Source organism: Gluconacetobacter asukensis, assembly GCF_014174375.1.
Lineage (GTDB): Bacteria > Pseudomonadota > Alphaproteobacteria > Acetobacterales > Acetobacteraceae > Gluconacetobacter > Gluconacetobacter asukensis.
Genome location: NZ_JABEQE010000001.1, coordinates 292,851 through 310,947 on the forward strand (window position 1 = coordinate 292,851; position 18,097 = coordinate 310,947).

Consider the following 18,097-nt stretch of genomic DNA (forward strand, 5'->3'; position numbering starts at 1 on the left):
GCAGATGCCACGATCGCGGTTTGACATGCGGCGCGCAAGCTGGCATGGGGCTCCGCCCTGAGCAGCCTTCGCCGCGGCTTTTGTCCAACCCACTCCAGGATCGACAGGTTTCAAGCATGGCCCAGCCTAATCTCGGCACCAAGCGCGTCTGTGTCTCCTGCGGCGCCCGTTTCTACGATCTGGGCAAAAGCCCGGTCGTCTGCCCGAAATGCGGCACCGAGCAACCGGCGGATGTGCCCCGCCCGCGCCGTACCCCCGCCGATGCCGTCCCCGAGAGCCCGAAAAAGGCCCAGGACGGTGACATCGATACCGCCGTCGATCTGGATACCGACGACGAGGCCGATGACGACGTGATGGAAGATACGTCGGACCTCGACGACGATGACGACGAGATCAGCGCCGACATCGACGTCAGCACCGACTCCGACGAGCACGATAACTGACGCCCTCCCCCCGCCTTCGGGCGGGGGCCAAAGGCTGATCCAAACCAGCCGCTGCTGGCAATCCAACGCGCGTTTTCTGCGCTTCGCGGCTCACGGCCGACAAGGCCGCTGCGCTGCGCTGCGATGCTCAAAAACACACGCTGGCCGCGGCCCGTCGGGCCGCTCTTGCTCAGCATCGACTGGTTTGGATCAGCCTTTTATCCTTGTTCGGCGGGCTGCCAGCGTTCGATCTCGACGCCCACGGCATCGAGATCGTCGAAGATGTCCAGCTTCTCGACCCGCACTCGCACCACGTGCACCCGCTCGTCGGCCAGCACGCCGACCGCGATTCGCTCGGCCAGCGTCTCGACCAGCCGCACATGGCCCTCGGCGATGATCCGCCGCACCATCAGCACGATCCGTTCATACGACACGGTGCGGCTCAGATCGTCGCGGCCGACCGCCAGCCCCGGCTCGTCCGGCACGCCGAACGAGATATTGACCCGGATACGCTGGGTGACGCCCTGCTCGTGGGGATAGATCCCGATATTGGCCTGAAGCACCATGTCCTTCAGGAACACGCGGCGCAACGGCGGCTGAACCGGCCAGGCGGCGAAAATGGACATCGAACGGCCTTTTGTTCTGGTTACTCTTCCGGGGTGTGGCCGGACGGGGGGGCCGGCGACCATTGCAGATGCTGCCCGCCATCCAGCGCCAGCATCTGCCCGGTCACCGAAGGCAGGCACAGCAGCGACAATGCGGCCCGCGCGACCTCGTCGGGGCAGGTCCCCCGCCCCATCGGCACCGAGGCGCATTGCCGCGCGAACTGTTCCACGCTCTGGCGCGGGCTGGGCAGCGCGGGGCCAGGCCCGATGGCATTGACCCGGATGCGCCTTGGCGCCAGCGCCAGCGCCATGGTACGCGTCAGCGTCCATAGCGCGGATTTCGAAACCGTATAGCTGACGAAATGCGGCGTCAGCGACCAGACACGCTCGTCGAGCATGTTCAGCACCATGCCCTCGGCCCCTTCGGGCACCTGCCCCGCGAAGGCCTGCGTCAGCACGAAGGGCGCGCGCAGATTGGGCTCCAGATGCGCATCCCAGCCAGCACGGGTGGCGTCGAACCATTCGTCACGCTCGAAGGTGCTGGCATTGTTCACCAGCACCCCGATCGGCCCCAGCTCCGCCCGCACCCGCGCGATCAGCGGCGTCACCTCGGCTTCATGGGCCAGATCGGCCCGCAGCATGCAGGCACGCTGCCCACGCGCCACGATATCTTCCACCGTCCGCCGGGCCTCATCGTCCCCCGAACGATAATGAATGGCGACGTCAAAGCCCGCATCCGCCAGCGCCAGCGCAATGGCCCGCCCCAGCCGCACCGCCCCACCCGTCACAAAAGCAACCCGGGGGATCGCCTCAGAAACCGGCCACATCGTCATCCCCCTCTTCACATAGTCTCCAAAAATCTGTTCGAAAACGCAGGCTGGCGAGCGAGAGTGCCGCAAAGCGGCACGCCCGGCGTGTGTTTCCGAGCACCGGAGCGGAGCGGCCTTGTGGGCCGTGAGCACCGGAGCACAGGAAACGCGCGTCGGATCGCCGCCAGCATGCGTTTACGAATAGATTTTTCGGGCCGTCAAAGCGGCGGCGAGCGTCCCATCATCCAGCACGTCGAGGGCACCGCCCATCGGCACGCCCTGCCCGACGCGGCTGACCGGCACATCATAGGCCGCCAGACGGTCCTGCAGCCAGTGCGCCGTCGCGGCCCCCTCGACCGTCGCCCCCAGCGCCAGGATCACCTCGCGCACGCCGCCCTCTTCCAGCCGCGCCAGAAGCGGCGCCACGTTCAGATCGTCCGGTCCGGTGCCCGACAGCGCCGACAGCGTGCCGCCCAGCACCTGATAGACACCGCGATGCACGCAGGCACGCTCCAGCGCCCACAGATCGCCCACCGTCTCGACCACGCAGACCACCGCCCGGTCGCGCGCCAGATCGGCGCAGATGCCGCAGGGGTCGTGCGTATCCAGATTGCCGCAGCTGGAGCAGGTCCGCACCGAGCGCGCCGCCTGCTCCATCGCCTGGGCCAGCGGGAGCATGCGCGTCTGCGGCTGGCGCAGCAGCGCCAGCGCCGCGCGCCGGGCCGAACGCGGCCCCAGTCCCGGCAGACGCGCCAGCAGCGCGATCAGCCGTTCGATGTCCGCTCCGCCCATGCGCCCGCCTGACCCGATCTGGTTCTTAGAACGGCAGCTTCAGGCCCGCCGGCAGGTTCAGCCCGCCCGTGACCTTCTTCATTTCCTCGGACGCGCGCTCGTCCAGCAGCTTGCGCGCATCGGCACAGGCGGCGACGATCAGGTCCTGCAACATTTCCATCTCGTTCGGATCGGCCAGCTTGGGGTCGACCTTGATGGCCTTCATGTCGCCTTTGCCATTCAGCGTCACCTGCACCATGCCGGCCCCGGCACTGCCCTCGATCGTCATGCCTTCCAGCTTGGACTGCATCTCTTCCATGCGCGCCTGCATCTGGGTGGCCTGCTTCATCAGCCCGGCAAGATTCTTCATCGACTGTCTCTCCTTACCTCTCGTCGCCCGCGTCCAGATCGTCCTCGTCCACCAGTTCGGCATCGAGTGGGGCGAATTCCAGATCCGGCGCCAGCGTGACGGATGCCGCCTCTTCGGGCGGCAGCCCGTAATCGTCAAGGGAATGATCGGTCACCGCCCCGAGTACGGCGTCGGGAAAGCGCGCGAAGATCGCCCGCACCAGCGGGTGGCTCTCGGCCGCCGCACGATGGAACTGGATGATCTGGGCACCCTGTTCCGCCAGCGTCGCCTGCCCCTCCTCGGTCGAGGACCGAATCTCCCATTCCTCCTGCCCGGTCTCCCGGCGCAGCAGGGCTTCCAGCCGCCGCGCCAGCCCCGGCAGGCCGGCGCGCTGCACCCGGATATCGATGCGCGGCGGCGCAAAGGCGACCAGATGGGTGGAATGCAGCATATGTCCATGCAGCTTGGGGTCGCGCCCGGACACGAAGGCCATGACCGCGCGCCATGTCGTCAGCGCGGGCGGGGTATCGTCTTCCGGCAGCGGCGCGTCCGGACGTTCGCCTGGAGCCTCCGGCACCACCGGGTCGGCAACCGAGTCGCCCGCCGGGTCGGCAATCCGCACGCCGCCATTGGCCACCATCCGCAACCCGCCATGGGCCATCACCTGCCCGCCACCCGGCCGCCCGGGGGCCGCCATGCCGGAAGCCGCCACCGCCATCCCGCCGCCGCTCGCACCCGGCCCGCCATCGGATGCCCCGCTCCGCACCGCCGGGCCGGCAGCAGCAGAAGCCCCCCCTTCGGTCAGGCGCCGCACCAGATCGCCAGGCGGCGGCAGGTCGGCCACATAGCACAGGCGGATCAGCACCATTTCAGCCGCCTGGCGCCGGTCGGCCGCCATCTCGACCTCCGACAGGCCCTTCAGCAGCATCTGCCAGGTCCGCCCCAGCACCGGCACCGACAGCCTGTCGGCGAGTGTCCCGCCCCGCTCGCGCTCGGCCTCCGGCAGATCGGCGGCCTGACGCAGCGCCGGCACGGCCTTGAGGCGCGAGACGGTGTGGATCAGCTCCAGCAGGTCGCCCAGCATCACGCCCAGATCGGCGCCACGGGCATGGGCTTCGTCGGTAATGGTCAGCGCCCGGTCCGGCTGGCCCGACAGCACGGCTTCCAGCAGGTCGAACACCCGGCCGCGATCGGCCAGCCCCAGCATGTCCGCCACACGCTCGGCGCCGATCGGCCCGCCATCCGCCTCGGCACTACCTTGGGCAATCGCCTGATCCAGCAACGACAGCCCGTCACGCACCGACCCGTCGGCGGCGCGGGCGATCAGTGCCAGCGCGTCTTGTGTGCACGCCGCGCCCTCAGCCCGGGCGATCCGGCCGAAATGGGCCGCCAGCTCGGCCTGCGGCACACGGCGCAGGTCGAATCGCTGGCAGCGCGACAGCACCGTCACCGGCACCTTGCGCAGTTCGGTGGTGGCAAAGATAAACGTGACCTGGGCCGGCGGCTCCTCCAGCGTCTTGAGCAACGCGTTGAACGCGTTGCGCGACAGCATGTGGACCTCGTCGATGATGAAGACCTTCATCCGCCCCTGCATCGGGCGGAAGCGCGTGGCCTCGATGATCTCGCGCACATCGTCCACGCCGGTGCGCGAAGCCGCGTCCATCTCCAGCACGTCGGGGTGGCGATCGGCCAGAATCGCCACGCAATTGGCACACACCCCGCACGGATCGGCGGTGGGCCCGCCATGACCATCCGGCCCGACGCAATTCAGCGCCCGGGCAATGATGCGCGCGGTAGTCGTCTTGCCCACCCCGCGCACGCCCGTCAGCATGAAGGCATGGGCCACCCGCCCCAGCGCAAAGGCATTGCGCAGGATACGGACGGTAGAATCCTGGCCGATCAGGTCATCGAGGGTGGTCGGGCGATATTTGCGCGCCAGCACGCGATAGGGGCCCTGCATGGGCGCGGGCGCCTTCTGGGCGGCGGGCGCGGGGGCGTCCCCGAACAGGCCCATGCCCGAATCGGGCGGAAGCGGCAGGTCCGGGTCCCCGGAAACATCCTGGTCCGAAGACACGGTCATCACGATTTCCGGAGAGAGCGCAGCACCGCATCCGGGGCGGCGGCATCATCGAAAACTGAAATCTCAGGGACCACTGAAATCCCGAGGTGGGAGACCGGACAGACGACCCGGGCGAAACTCACTGCGGCTGCTTCCTTCCGGACCTGACCGGGTTGGCAAGGCGCCCGTCCGTTGCCGGTCTCCCACCGCCTTCTTAGCACGCAAACGGGTGGCGGGCACAAGGGGGCCAACGGGCCGGCAGGCCGGTTTCAACATGCCACCGACGCATCCCGGAGATCAGAAATCCATCAATCTTTTGATTTTATTACCATAAACCCCGAAGCCAAAATCCCTCCGGGCCGATCGCACGACGCCGGCTCGCCCCTATGCGGGCCGAATCGCGCGACCGGGAGAAGAAACATTTCCCGTGCCGGCAGAGCCGGCACGGGACCAGCCTTTACTCCCCGACAGCCGCCCCACCGGGATGCCGCCGGTCGAAGCCACCGAAATAACGCGCCGTCCCAACAGGCCGCGCGCCCAGGCGCGGCGCGCCGACCAGGATACCCTCGGCCACGCCCCACGGCGCATGCGGCGCCAGCTTGTATCCCTCCTGCTGCAGCGTCGCCGCCACCGCATCGGTCAACGCGCCCTCCTCGATCTCGACCGGCTCGGGCTGCCATTGCTCGTGGATGCGCGGCAGGTCCACCGCCTGCTGGATATCCAGCCCGTAATCCACCACGCCCAGAATCGCGGACAGCACGATGGTGGGAATGCGCGATCCGCCCGGGCTGCCGATCACCATGACCGGCTTGCCGTTGCGCGACAGGATGGTGGGCGACATCGACGAAAGCGGCGTCTTGCCGGGCGCGATGGCATTGGCGGCGCTGCCGACAATGCCGAACATGTTGGGCACGCCCGGACGGGACGAGAAATCGTCCATCTCGTCATTCAGGAAGATGCCGGTATGTCCCCCGATCACCTTCGCGCCGAACCAGCCGTTCAGCGTATAGGTCACCGAAATCGCCATGCCCTTGTCGTCGGCAACCGAAAACTGGGTCGTCTCGTGCTTCTCGAGCTCGATCTGGCCGGGCGTCAGCGCGGCCGAGGGCACCGCGCGATCGGCGGGAATCGCCGCCCGCACCTGCCGCGCATAGCTCGGGTCGATCAGATGCGTCACCGGATTCTGCACGAAGGCCGGGTCGCCCAGATCCTGCCGGTCGGCATAGGCGCGGCGCATCGCCTCCACCTCGCGCTGCACCGCGGGCGCGCTGTACAGGCCGAGCTTGTGCATGTCATAGCCCGAGAGAATGTTCAGCATCTCGCACAGCGCCACGCCGCCGCCGCTGGGCGGCGGGGCCGTATCGACCTTGTAGCCGCGATAGGAGCAGGTCAGCGTCGGCAGCACGCGGGGCGCGTAGCGGCGGAAATCCTCGGCCTGGAGAATGCCGCCCCCGACCGTGCTGGCCTGGACGATCGCATCGGCAATCGGCCCGCGATAGAAGGCCGCCGCCCCGCTCCGCGCGATCAGCGACAGGCTGTCGGCCAGGTCGGCCTGCACCAGACGGTCGCCGACCTGCAACGGCGTGCCGTCCGGCCGCAGGAAGATCCGCCGCGCCTCGGGATCGCGGGCGAAATCGGCGGTCGACGTGTTCAGCAACTGCACATCGCCCTCGGCCAGGACAAAACCGTCCCGCGCCAGCGCGATCGCGGGCGCCATCACCTGCTGGCGCGTCATATGCCCCCAGCGATGCAGGATCATATCCATACCCGCCACCGTTCCCGGCACCGCGACGGCCTTCCAGCCCACGATCGACAGGTTGGGCACGACGGTACCCTTGGCGTCCTGATACATGGTCGCGGTCGCGGCCAGCGGCGCATGTTCGCGGAAATCGATGAAGACCGTATGCCCGTCGGGCGCGCGCAGCGTCATGAAGCCGCCGCCGCCGATATTGCCCGCCGCCGGATAGACCACGGCCAGCGCATAGGCCACCGCCACCGCCGCATCCGCCGCATTGCCGCCCTGCGCCAGAATATGCGCCCCGACCTCCGAGGCCAGATGCTGGGCCGACACGACCATGCCATGCGCCCCCTGCGCCGGCGCCAGCGACGGCAGGGCAGCCTGCGCCGGGCCGAAGGTCAGCACATCCCCCTGCGTCGCCGGCGCCGCCCCGGCGGGCAGCGCCGCCAGCATCGACCCCGCCAGCATGAGGGACGCACAGCGGACTCGAAACGGGGGAAAGCGCATTACAAACCTTTCAAGGATAAGGGATTTCCGTCACGAACGCCCGGCCGTGATCGGATCAGGCCGTGATCGGATCAGGCCGTGACCGTATAAGGCGGTTGGTCCAGACCGGCGGGCGAAAGCGTGAAGATTTCGCACCCATCCTCGGTCACGCCCAGCATATGTTCGAACTGAGCCGACAGCGAACGGTCGCGCGTCACCGCCGTCCAGCCGTCATCCAGCACTTTCACGTCCGGCCGGCCGCCATTGAGCATCGGTTCGATGGTGAAGAACATGCCCGGACGCAGCACCAGCCCCTGGCCAGGGCGGCCGTAATGCAGCACATTCGGCGCGGCATGGAAGGTGCGGCCGATGCCATGGCCGCAGAAATCGCGCACCACCGAAAAACGATGCGATTCGGCGAATTCCTGGATCGCGTACCCGATATCGCCCAGCGTATTGCCCGGACGCACCTGGGCGATGCCCAGCATCAGCGCCTCATAGGTCGCCTCGATCAGCTTCTCGGCTTTCCGCGGCACCGCGCCGACCGTGTACATGCGGCTGGTGTCGCCGAACCAGCCGTCCAGGATCACGGTCACGTCGATGTTCAGGATATCGCCATCCTGCAACTGCCGATCGCCCGGAATACCGTGGCACACGACATGATTGAGCGAGATGCAGCTCGATTTCGGATAGCCGCGATAGCCCAGGGTCGCCGGCGTGGCCCCGTGCGCGATCATGAAATCATGAATCAGCCGGTCCAGCTCTCCGGTCGTCACGCCCGCGCGAACATGCGGCACGATCATGTCCAGCGTACGCGCCGCCAGCTGGCCCGCCGCCCGCATGCCGACGAAATCCTCTTGCGTATGCAGGATCACGCGCCGCGCGTCCGTGTCACCATCCATAACGATGCCCCCTCGCTTGTTCATCGGCCGCAGAACGGCACCATCAACTCTCGGGGATAAATGCGCGGGACAGGGCCGCTAGGCAAGGGCAACGCGCCGCTCGTCCCCTCGCCTCAGCCGTGGCTGCGCCCACGCCGGCGCGTTGCGTGGCCTGCATGGCCAGCCGCGACCATATGCACGGGGGCATGGGCGCGCCCATGGTGCGTCCCGGCACGATGATGGGGCGTGCTCGGCAGTTCGGCCACCTGCTCCGGCCCGCCGCTGCCACGCGTCGCGGCGGCCAGCATGATCGCAGCCCGGCGATGGGTCCCACGCGCCAGCACCAGCGGCCGGCGCACATCGGCCACGCCTTCCTGGCGGAAACCGTCATCGAGGATACCGGCCATCAGGGCACTGCGCTGCGGATTGCTCCGCGCCCCCAGCACCACGCCGATCAGCCGCACATTCTCGCGAACCGCCGAGGTGACCAGATTGCGCCCGGCCAGGACCGTATAGCCCGTCTTCAGCCCGTCGGCGCCCGGATAGATCCGCAGCATCGGATCATGGTTGGGCACCTGACGACCGTGGAAATAGAAGGCCGGAACCGAGAAATAATGATAATATTCCGGGAATTCGGTGATGATCTGCCGGGTCAGAACCGCCAGATCGCGCGCCGAGGTCATCTGCTCCTCGTTCGGCAGCCCCGAGGCATTGCGAAAGGTCGTGTTGACCATGCCCAGCGTCCGCGCCTGGCGGGTCATGAGATCGGCGAACCGGGTCTCGTCCCCCCCGCCCAGCAATTCACCCAGCGCGCAGGCGGCATCATTGGCCGATTTGGTCACCAGTCCCAGCACCGCCTGCTCCACCGTCAGGTAGCTGCCGGGCACCAGCCCCAGCTTCGACGGCTCCATCGAGGCCGAATGGGCCGAAACCGGCACCGACTGGTCGAGCGTGATCTGCCCGCCCCGCATGGCCTTGAAAGCCATGTAGAGCGTCATCAACTTTGTCAGGCTGGCGGGAAAGCGCTGAAGGTCGGGGTTGCTCTGCGACAGCACGGCGCCCGTGCGGGCGTCCATGACGATGGAACTGATCTGGCCGACATACTGGGCATGGGCACGGGGCGTGGCGACCACGGTCGTGGCCAGATATCCGGCCGCCAGACCAACGGACAGGCGCAGGGTGCGCCCCCGACCGTCCTGACGGCGCGCGCCGTCAGGAACGAGAGACACCACAGCGCGACGCAGGTGGGCGAGCCATCCCCGCTTCTCGTCCATCCATGCTCCGTCGGCCACCGCCTGTCCCCTCGTTACAGGATCCGCATCATCCGTCAACTTTATGGCCTTTTTTCGGAACCCGTCCAGAGAAAACCACGATAAGGGGAAGAAAATACAGTCTTTTCAGTGGTGCCCACGCCCGGCCGCAAGCGGGAACAGGCAGCCATGCGCCGCTTCCGGTGGATTTCATCATCGAAAGCGGGCCCAGCCATGCTTAAAATTCCCCCGCTTCGCTCTTCCAACCCACGATGCCGATCCAATATGGTATGACCATGACAGCAGCATTTTCCCCTGTCCGTCCCATGATCGGCCCGCGCGTCACAGTCGCGGCGGGTCCGGTGTGGGCGCATGGCGGCAACAACCCGACCCGACGCGATGGCAACGGACAGGATTCCGATCCGGACAATCCCGATTCCCCCACGATCGGCGTCGTCGTCCGCACCCGGCCGCAGACGCGCAAGCCGGCGATGTACAAGGTCCTGATGCTGAACGACGATTACACGCCGATGGAATTCGTCGTGCATGTCCTCGAACGGTTCTTCCAGAAATCGCGCGAGGAAGCGACGGACATCATGCTGCATGTCCACAAGCGCGGCGTCGGCGTCTGCGGCGTCTTCACCTACGAGGTCGCCGAGACCAAGGTGACACAGGTGATGGACCTGGCGCGGCAGAACCAGCACCCGCTGCAATGCACGATCGAGAAAGACTAGGCTGAATCCCACCTCGTGGATTTAGCGCACGATCTTCGCCAGGTCGTTGTTTTTGCAACCTATCTCCGGCCATTCGGGCCGCTCGGCCCGAACCGGACGCCCGGCATGCCGCCGGCAGCGTCCCTCCCCTCCGGCCCACGCGCGCGGGCGCATGCGGCGTGCGAAAAGCCCACCCTGTCGCAGCCATGCGGCACCTGCGCGCCCCCGTCAGAACTTTATCGTTCTTTCCACTGGCTTTCCGTCCAAAACACACCAAATATGGTCCTGTTCGACCGGCCCAACCCGTCGGGTTCGTGTCCGGCCCAGGAAAAGGAGCGTCACGGATGTTGTCACGCAATCTCGAACAGACGCTTCACCGTGCCCTGACCCTAGCTGGGGATCGGCGTCACGAATATGCGACCCTGGAACATCTGCTGCTGGCCCTCGTCGATGACAGCGACGCGGTGACGGTCTTCCGCGCCTGCGGCGTCGATCTCGACAAGCTGCGGTCGGACCTGACCGAATTCCTCGACAAGGACCTGGCGGGGCTGGCATCCGACCGGACGGTCGATCCCAAGCCCACCGCCGCCTTCCAGCGCGTGATCCAGCGCGCCGCCATCCACGTCCAGTCCACCGGCCGCGACGAGGTCACGGGGTCGAACGTGCTGGTCGCCCTGTTCGCCGAACGCGAAAGCCATGCCGTCTATTTCCTGCAGCTTCAGGACATGACGCGGCTCGACGCGGTCAATTTCATCTCGCACGGCATCGCCAAGGCGCCGGACCGGTCCACACGCCGCCCGATCACCGGCAGCGCGCAGGAGAATCCGGAGGGCGAGCGCGAGGAACGCGGCAAGGGCAGCCAGAAGAATCAGGACGCGCTGAGCGCCTACTGCACCAACCTCAACCGCAAGGCCGAGGACGGAAAGGTCGATCCGCTGATCGGCCGCGATTCGGAAATCGAGCGCACGATCCAGATCCTGTGCCGCCGCACCAAGAACAACCCGCTCTATGTGGGCGATCCGGGCGTAGGCAAGACGGCCATCGCCGAGGGGCTGGCCAAGCGCATCGTCGAAGGCGACGTGCCCGAAGTGCTGCTCAAATCCACGATCTATTCGCTGGATATGGGTGCGCTGCTGGCCGGCACCCGCTATCGCGGCGATTTCGAGGAGCGGCTGAAGGCGGTCGTTACCGAACTGGACAATAATCCGGGCAGCATCCTCTTCATCGACGAGATCCATACCGTGATCGGCGCGGGCGCGACCTCCGGCGGGGCGATGGACGCTTCCAACCTGCTGAAGCCCGCGCTCGCGGCCGGCACGCTGCGCTGCATCGGCTCCACGACCTACAAGGAGTACCGCCAGCATTTCGAGAAGGACCGCGCTCTGGTCCGCCGCTTCCAGAAGATCGACGTCGCCGAACCGTCGGTCGAGGACGCGGTCAAGATCCTGCGCGGCCTGAAGGGCAATTACGAACGCCACCACAAGGTCCGCTACACCGAGGAGGCGATTCGCGGCGCGGTAGAACTGGCGGCGAAATACATCCATGACCGCAAACTGCCGGACAAGGCGATCGACGTGATCGACGAGGTCGGGGCCTCGCGCATGCTGGTGCCCGAGAACCGGCGCCGCAAGACCGTGACCCTGAAGGATGTCGAGGACATCGTGGCGAAGATCGCCCGCATCCCGCCCAAGAGCGTGTCGTCGGACGACAAGGAGACGCTGCGCACCCTCGAACGCGACCTCAAGGGCATGGTCTACGGCCAGGACCGCGCGATCGAGGCCCTGACAGCCGCTATCAAGCTGTCACGCGCCGGCCTGCGTGATCCGGAAAAGCCGATCGGCAACTACCTGTTCTCCGGCCCGACCGGCGTGGGCAAGACCGAGGTGGCGAAGCAGCTGGCCAAGACGCTGGGCATCGAGCTGGTCCGCTTCGACATGTCCGAATATATGGAGCGCCACTCGATCTCGCGCCTGATCGGTGCCCCGCCGGGCTATGTCGGCTTCGACCAGGGCGGCCTGCTGACCGACGCGATCGACCAGCATCCGCATGCCGTGCTGCTGCTGGACGAAATCGAGAAGGCGCATCCCGACCTGTACAATGTCCTGCTGCAAGTCATGGACCATGGTCGCCTGACCGACCATAACGGCAAGACCGTCGATTTCCGCAATGTGGTCCTGATCATGACGACCAATGCGGGGGCGGCGGACCTCAACAAGGAAGCGATCGGCTTCGGCCGCGACACGCGGGAGGGCGAGGATGAGGAAGCGATCAAGCGCATCTTCACCCCGGAGTTCCGCAACCGCCTGGATGCGATCATCCCCTTCGCCAACCTCACGCCCGAGATCGTGGGTCGGGTGGTCGAGAAGTTCGTCTTCCAGCTCGAAGCCCAGCTTGCCGACCGCAACGTCACGATCGAAATCTCGTCGGCGGCCAAGGAATGGCTGGCCGAACGCGGTTACGACCGCCTCTACGGCGCCCGTCCGCTCGGCCGGGTGATCCAGGAGAACATCAAGAAGCCGCTGGCCGAGGAATTGCTGTTCGGCCGGCTGGTCAAGGGTGGCGCGGTCAAGATCACGCTGAAGGATGGCGCGCTGGATTTCGAATATATCGAAGCCAATGGCGAGACTGCCACCGAGGGCGACGAGGGCAGCGAGCGGGAATCCGAAACCGCGAACTGACCCCCCGCCCCAGCGGGGACCTATAAAGAGGGCCGCACGGCACAAGCCGCGCGGCCCTTCTTTTATCCGATAACCATGGCTCCGCCCCGCACCCCAATCATCCGATAACGAATGGGTTTCCAAAGGGCGCCTGCCCTTTGGCGGGGCGTGGGGCAGAGCCCCGCAAAACCCACCCACACCTATTCACTGATACCGCGCGCCATTAACGGCGACATATCCCGGCATGCCCCATGTCCGGCCCGTGCCATGATGGGTCCAGTCGATGCCCTGACTACGCGGATTGTCGTAATAGTACCGGCCCACGACATCGACCGCATCCCCCTTGGCGACCCACGGCCAGGCCGGCGCAGCCATCCGGTCCAGGTCCGACACGATGCGGATCGACACACCCTGCCCGACATCGACATAGAAATAACCATGCCAGCCGCTGCGCGTCCGGCGCTGACGCGAGACCGCGATCACCCGGCCACAGACATGCACCGGCTGGTCTCCACGCAGCGATCCGCCCTCGAACGCCTGCTGCACCGCCAGGAAATGCCGGTTGTCGCAGGCGGGCCCGATGGCCTCCTGCGCCTGCGCGCTGTGCAGGCTCATCGCGAAGACAGCACCCGCGATGACCGCCCACACCCGCCAGCCCTTATGATCCATGCGCGAAGATCCACTCCGTTCCATCATCATGCGTGCTTCGCCTTCGGCGCCTGCGCTTCCAGTTCGCGGCGCACCGCCGCCATGTCGCGGACGATGTCGGGCGCCGGGTCGGGAATGCTCAGCTTCAGCCCCTCCAGCGCCGCGATGATCGTTTCCATCACCAGCAGCCGCGCCATCCATTTCCGATCGGCCGGAATCACGAACCACGGGGCGCTGGGCTGGGCGGTATTGCAGATCGCCTCGCGATAGGCATTGCGGTAGGCATCCCAATGCTCCCGCTCCCGCGCATCCGAGACCGAGAATTTCCAGTGCTTCTCATCCTGGTCGATCCGCCGCAGGAAGCGTTTCCGCTGCTCTTCCTTCGACAGGTTCAGGAAGAATTTCAGCACCACCGTCCCCTGCCGCGACAGGTAATGTTCGAAATGCCGTATGTCGCGATACCGCTCTTCCCAGATCGTGCCATCGCGCAGCGGGGCCGGAATCTTCTGCCGGACCAGCAGTTCGGGATGCACCCGCGTAACGAGAACTTCCTCGTAATGGCTGCGATTGAAGATCCCGATCCGCCCGCTGGAGGGCGCCGCCAGATGCACTCGCCACAGATAATCATGCGCCAGCTCGACCGGCCCCGGCTGCTTGAAGGACGTCACCGTCACGCCCTGGGGATTCACCCCGGACATCACATGCTTGATCATCCCGTCCTTGCCACCGGCATCCATCGCCTGGAAGACCAGCAGCAGCGACCAGGTGCCGTTGGCGTACAGCAGCTCCTGCAAGGCCGACAGGCGCTTCACGCCATGACGCAGCATGTGCTTGCCCGCCGCCTTGTCGATATCCGCGATCCCCGCGATGCGGGTCGGATGGTCCGCCAGGTCGAAACGCGCACCCTCCTCGACCCGGCAGCGATGCAGCACTGTCTTCAGGTCGAGCGCGTTCTCACCCACCGTCAGACCTCCAGCCCCCTCGCCACGGCCAGCCCACCGGCCGCCTGACAGGTCGGCATCATCTCGATACGGTTGATGTTGACATGCGCCGGCAGTCCCAGCACCCACGCCACGGTCTCGGCGATGTCCTCGGGCTGAATCGGGTGCGTGTCCTGATACACGGCGGCCGCCTTGGCATCGTCACGCAGACGCACATTGCTGAATTCGCTGCCCCCGCACAGGCCCGGCTCCAGGTTCGTCGCCCGTACCCTGGTGCCCAGCAGGTCGCAGCGCAGATTGCGCATGAACTGCGCCACGAACGCCTTGGTGCCGCCATAGACGTTGCCGCCCAGATACGGATAGGTGCCGGCAGTGCTGCCGATCGAGACGATATGCCCCCGATCGCGCGCCACCATGCCGGGCAGCAGGGCGTGCGTAATCTCGACCAGCCCGGCGATATTGGTCTCGATCATCTGCCGCCAGTCCGCGACCGCGCTGTCCTGCGCCTTGCCCATGCCCAGCGCCAGGCCGGCATTGTTGATCAGGATATCCACTTCCTGCCATCCGTCCGGCAGGCTGGCGGGCAGCGCGCGCAGGGCGGCGCTGTCATCCATGTCCAGCACCAGCGGCAGCAGCGCCGTCCCGAGCGACCCGGCCAGCGCCTCCAGCCGGTCGCGGCGGCGCCCGGTGGCAATCACCCGATATCCGTCATGCACCAGCCGTTCCGCAATCGCCTTGCCGAAACCTGCCGTTGCCCCCGTCACCAAAACAATCTTCGTCATCGCCGGATGCTCCCATGGCCATTCTGTCGCGAATATTTAAGCGCCAATCGCCCCGCCGCCGCAAATCGACATGCCGCGGTTGCAATGCCCGGCGGTTCTTGTTCTATGTACAAGGTGATGTTTCCCCTCTCCCAGACCTCGGCTGACTCCCTCACCGGTTCCCTGCTTGTCGCCTCCCCGGCCCTGGCGGACAGCCCCTTCGCCCGCACCGTGATCTATCTGTGCGCCCATGTGCCCGGAGAAGGCGCGATGGGGCTGATCGTCAATCGCCGATTGTCGCAACCAGGCCTGGATGACGTGCTGGAACGGCTCGGCATCGATCCGGTGCCCCCGCGCCGTCGGATCGCGCTGTGCGCCGGCGGCCCGGTGGATGGCGGCCGTGGCTTTGTGCTGCATTCCTCGGACTGGATCGGCGATAGCAGCCTGTCGGTCGATAATGGCACGACGCTGACCGCCAGCCTGGATGTACTGCGCGAAATCGCCGACGGCGCCGGCCCCCGCAACGCCCTGCTGGCCCTGGGCCATGCAAGCTGGTGCGACGATCAACTGGAAGACGAGATCATCCGCCACAATGCCTGGCTACCCGCCCCGCCCAGCGACGAAATCCTCTTCGGGCTGGACCACGGCGCCAAATGGCGCCAAGCCCTGGCAACCATCAACATAGACCCGATGCACCTAACCCACCAAACCGGCCGCGCCTGATCGGAAATGCGCGCTGGCGGCGATCCGACGCGCATTTCCGATCAGGCTCTTCGTTATCTTTTCGTATCAACGAATCAGAGTGTAACGCCTGCTGGGTTCGGACAACGCCCGAACACTGGCACCTGAGCGTCGCTCAGGCTGCCCAGCGGAAGGCCGGCACGCAGGCCACTGGGGCCAGCCCTGCCGAAGAGGCTTCCGCTTCGGCCAGTGCCGTGTCGTCGCCGATCATCTCCTGGTGGATGCCGCCCAGCACCCAGCAGCCATCGACCCCTATTGCCTTTGCTCCGCGCATGTCGGTGGCCAGCGCGTCACCGACCGCCAGCACGCGCTCGCGCGGTACGTCGAGCATGCGCAGGACAGGGCCATAGACCTCCGGATGCGGCTTGCCGATCCAGCGGACGGCGCAGCCTTTCTGCTCATACAGGCTGGCCAGCAAGCCGGCGCAGATCAGCCGCCGGCCGGCACGGATCACTTCCATATCCGGATTGGCGCACACCATCTTCAGCCCGCGTGCGGCACAGGCGTCCAGCAACGGCAGATAGGGAGCAGGGTCGCCCTCGCCCTGCTCCGGGTTCGGTCCGGTATTCAGGATGAAATCCGCATCAGCCGGATCTTCGACCCGCTCCAGATCCAGCCCTTCGAACAGATTATAGTCTTTCGGCGCCCCCAGATGCAGCATCCGGCGCCCCAGACCGGCAAACCAGGGGTCGGTACGTTCGGCCAGCAGGCCGCGCGTATATTCGCCGCTGGTCATCACCCCGTCGTACAGATCGTCCGCTATCCCCATGGCACGCAGCCCCTCGCGCACCACCGACACCCGCCGTGGCGCGTTGGATAGCAGCACGACACGCCGCTCCGCCGCGCGCAGCGCCGCCAGACAGTCCCGCGCCCCCGGATAGGGGCTGACACCATCATGAATGACACCCCAGAGATCGACGATAAAACCGTCATACTGCCCGGCCAGCGGCGCGATCCCGTCGAGAAAGCGCATCATGCGGTCCCCTTCGCGTCGGCCAGCGTCTCGAACCCTTCGGCATTCAGGGCACGAACCGTCTCACGCTTCAGGCGCCGCACAATCCCCGGCCCCTCATAGGCGAAGGCACTATAAAGCTGCACCAGGTCGGCCCCGGCACGCACCCGGTCCACGATATCGGCCCCGGTCTCGATCCCGCCACAAGCCACCAGCGTCAGCCGCCCGGCGGCAATCTGCGCCACGTCGCGCAGCACCGTCTCGGCCAGGGGGCGCAGCGGGCGCCCCGACAGGCCGCCGGTTTCGCCGGCATGGGGGCTGCGCAACCCGTCGGGCCGCGAGATCGTGGTGTTGGTCACGGTCACACCCTGCGCGCCACCGGCAATCACGGCCTCGATCACCGGCCCGATATCGTCGCGGGCCAGATCGGGCGCCAGCTTGACCAGCAGTGGCGGCCGGTCGGGATGGGCCTCGCCGATCGCCTGCAGGATCGCCTGCAGCCGGTCGGCCTGCTGCAGGTCACGCAGGCCGGGCGTGTTGGGCGATGACAGGTTCAGTACAATATAGTCCGCATAATGCTTCACGCGCCCGACCAGACGGGGATAGTCGCGCTCGGGGTCGGCACCATTCTTGTTGATGCCCAGATTGGCCCCCACCGGCACCCGTGCGCCGGCGCCATTGCCCTTGGCAGGCAGCTTGTGCAGCCGCGCCATGCGGACCGCGAACCGGTCGATGCCCTGGTTGTTGAAACCCATGCGGTTGATGATCGCCCGGTCTTCCGTCAACCGGAACAGGCGCGGACGCGGGTTACCTTCCTGCGGCAGCGGCGTCACCGTTCCGGCCTCGACAAAGCCGAACCCGATCCGCGCCAGCGGCCGGATCACCTGGGCGTTCTTGTCGAAACCGGCGGCAATGCCGATCGGGTTGGGAAAGCGCAGCCCCATCGCCCGCACCGACAGGGCCGGATCGTCCCGGCCCGAGCCATTGCCGCCCCCCAGACCGAGCATGAGGGCATCCAGGGCCAGGCGATGCGCGTCCTCAGGGTCCAGCCGCCGCACCAGCTTCATCAGCATATTCGACACGATATCCATCATGACCCGATTTTCTGCCGTACATCCCCGGACGTTAAAAGGGCCTCGCGGGAAAAACCCCGCCCGGCGCCCGGTCTCACGATCACGATGAAATTGTCAGAGCCTGCTTGAAAAGGTGGGCCGGTAAGCCCGAGCCACCATTACGCATCACCAATCAGCCGCAAAGAGTCTGCCCGGAAATGTGGGCTGGTGAGCGAGAGGGCCGCGCAGCGGCACGCCCGTC

At 66.6% G+C, this 18,097-nt stretch carries 17 protein-coding genes and 1 other RNA gene; 4 read left to right on the forward strand and 14 right to left on the reverse strand.

Annotation, left to right across the window (positions count from 1 at the left end; translation table 11 throughout):
* Positions 1-116 precede the first annotated feature (116 nt).
* Positions 117-443, forward strand: coding sequence for a TIGR02300 family protein (locus tag HLH35_RS01335; RefSeq protein ID WP_182977410.1), 327 nt, complete (start codon positions 117-119; stop codon positions 441-443).
* 197 nt (positions 444-640) lie between these two features.
* On the opposite strand, the gene folB is transcribed toward HLH35_RS01335, so the two are convergent.
* From folB to HLH35_RS01380, 9 genes are all read right to left on the reverse strand, one after another.
* A complete protein-coding gene (gene folB / locus HLH35_RS01340) occupies positions 641-1,048 on the reverse strand; it encodes a dihydroneopterin aldolase (protein WP_182977411.1) in 408 nt (135 codons plus the stop codon).
* A gap of 20 nt (positions 1,049-1,068) precedes the next feature.
* Positions 1,069-1,860, reverse strand: a complete 792-nt coding sequence (locus HLH35_RS01345) for an SDR family oxidoreductase (protein ID WP_182977412.1) — start codon at positions 1,858-1,860, stop codon at positions 1,069-1,071.
* A gap of 171 nt (positions 1,861-2,031) precedes the next feature.
* Positions 2,032-2,628, reverse strand: coding sequence for a recombination mediator RecR (gene recR / locus HLH35_RS01350; RefSeq protein WP_182977413.1), 597 nt, complete (start codon positions 2,626-2,628; stop codon positions 2,032-2,034).
* 25 nt (positions 2,629-2,653) lie between these two features.
* Positions 2,654-2,977, reverse strand: coding sequence for a YbaB/EbfC family nucleoid-associated protein (locus HLH35_RS01355; RefSeq protein WP_182949653.1), 324 nt, complete (start codon positions 2,975-2,977; stop codon positions 2,654-2,656).
* A gap of 13 nt (positions 2,978-2,990) precedes the next feature.
* A complete protein-coding gene (locus tag HLH35_RS01360; protein ID WP_182977414.1) occupies positions 2,991-5,036 on the reverse strand; it encodes a DNA polymerase III subunit gamma/tau in 2,046 nt (681 codons plus the stop codon).
* An 86-nt stretch (positions 5,037-5,122) separates the two neighbouring features.
* Positions 5,123-5,219, reverse strand: an RNA gene (gene ffs, locus HLH35_RS01365) — signal recognition particle sRNA small type.
* Between the two features lie 253 nt (positions 5,220-5,472).
* On the reverse strand, positions 5,473-7,260 hold the full coding sequence (ggt, locus tag HLH35_RS01370; RefSeq protein WP_220790482.1) for a gamma-glutamyltransferase: 1,788 nt from the start codon (positions 7,258-7,260) through the stop codon (positions 5,473-5,475).
* A gap of 71 nt (positions 7,261-7,331) precedes the next feature.
* Entirely contained in the window at positions 7,332-8,141 is an 810-nt protein-coding gene (gene map, locus HLH35_RS01375; protein WP_182977415.1) for a type I methionyl aminopeptidase, read from the reverse strand.
* A 113-nt stretch (positions 8,142-8,254) separates the two neighbouring features.
* On the reverse strand, positions 8,255-9,394 hold the full coding sequence (locus HLH35_RS01380) for a D-alanyl-D-alanine carboxypeptidase family protein (RefSeq protein ID WP_182977416.1): 1,140 nt from the start codon (positions 9,392-9,394) through the stop codon (positions 8,255-8,257).
* A gap of 302 nt (positions 9,395-9,696) precedes the next feature.
* On the opposite strand from HLH35_RS01380, the gene clpS reads away from it, so the two are divergent.
* On the forward strand, positions 9,697-10,104 hold the full coding sequence (clpS, locus tag HLH35_RS01385; RefSeq protein WP_182977602.1) for an ATP-dependent Clp protease adapter ClpS: 408 nt from the start codon (positions 9,697-9,699) through the stop codon (positions 10,102-10,104).
* Between the two features lie 323 nt (positions 10,105-10,427).
* A complete protein-coding gene (gene clpA / locus HLH35_RS01390) occupies positions 10,428-12,761 on the forward strand; it encodes an ATP-dependent Clp protease ATP-binding subunit ClpA (RefSeq protein ID WP_182977417.1) in 2,334 nt (777 codons plus the stop codon).
* 183 nt (positions 12,762-12,944) lie between these two features.
* On the opposite strand, the gene HLH35_RS01395 is transcribed toward clpA, so the two are convergent.
* The 3 genes from HLH35_RS01395 to HLH35_RS01405 all read right to left on the reverse strand — a co-directional run bounded on the left by HLH35_RS01395 (position 12,945) and on the right by HLH35_RS01405 (position 15,111).
* Entirely contained in the window at positions 12,945-13,355 is a 411-nt protein-coding gene (locus HLH35_RS01395; protein WP_246384781.1) for a DUF3465 domain-containing protein, read from the reverse strand.
* 80 nt (positions 13,356-13,435) lie between these two features.
* Complete coding sequence (locus HLH35_RS01400) at positions 13,436-14,350, reverse strand: PPK2 family polyphosphate kinase (protein ID WP_182977419.1); 915 nt, start codon at positions 14,348-14,350, stop codon at positions 13,436-13,438.
* 2 nt (positions 14,351-14,352) lie between these two features.
* Entirely contained in the window at positions 14,353-15,111 is a 759-nt protein-coding gene (locus HLH35_RS01405; protein ID WP_182977420.1) for an SDR family NAD(P)-dependent oxidoreductase, read from the reverse strand.
* A 117-nt stretch (positions 15,112-15,228) separates the two neighbouring features.
* Between HLH35_RS01405 and HLH35_RS01410 the strand changes: the two genes are divergently transcribed.
* Positions 15,229-15,813 carry a YqgE/AlgH family protein gene (locus HLH35_RS01410; protein WP_182977421.1) on the forward strand — a complete coding sequence of 195 codons (585 nt, stop codon included), beginning with the start codon at positions 15,229-15,231 and terminating at the stop codon, positions 15,811-15,813.
* Between the two features lie 133 nt (positions 15,814-15,946).
* On the opposite strand, the gene HLH35_RS01415 is transcribed toward HLH35_RS01410, so the two are convergent.
* Together HLH35_RS01415 and HLH35_RS01420 are read right to left on the reverse strand one after the other, a co-directional pair.
* Positions 15,947-16,804: a TIGR01459 family HAD-type hydrolase gene (locus tag HLH35_RS01415; RefSeq protein ID WP_182977604.1), complete on the reverse strand. Its 858-nt coding sequence runs from the start codon at positions 16,802-16,804 to the stop codon at positions 15,947-15,949.
* Complete coding sequence (locus tag HLH35_RS01420) at positions 16,804-17,877, reverse strand: quinone-dependent dihydroorotate dehydrogenase (protein WP_408870077.1); 1,074 nt, start codon at positions 17,875-17,877, stop codon at positions 16,804-16,806. The genes HLH35_RS01415 and HLH35_RS01420 overlap by 1 nt, the downstream gene beginning before the upstream one ends.
* Positions 17,878-18,097: the final 220 nt, after the last annotated feature.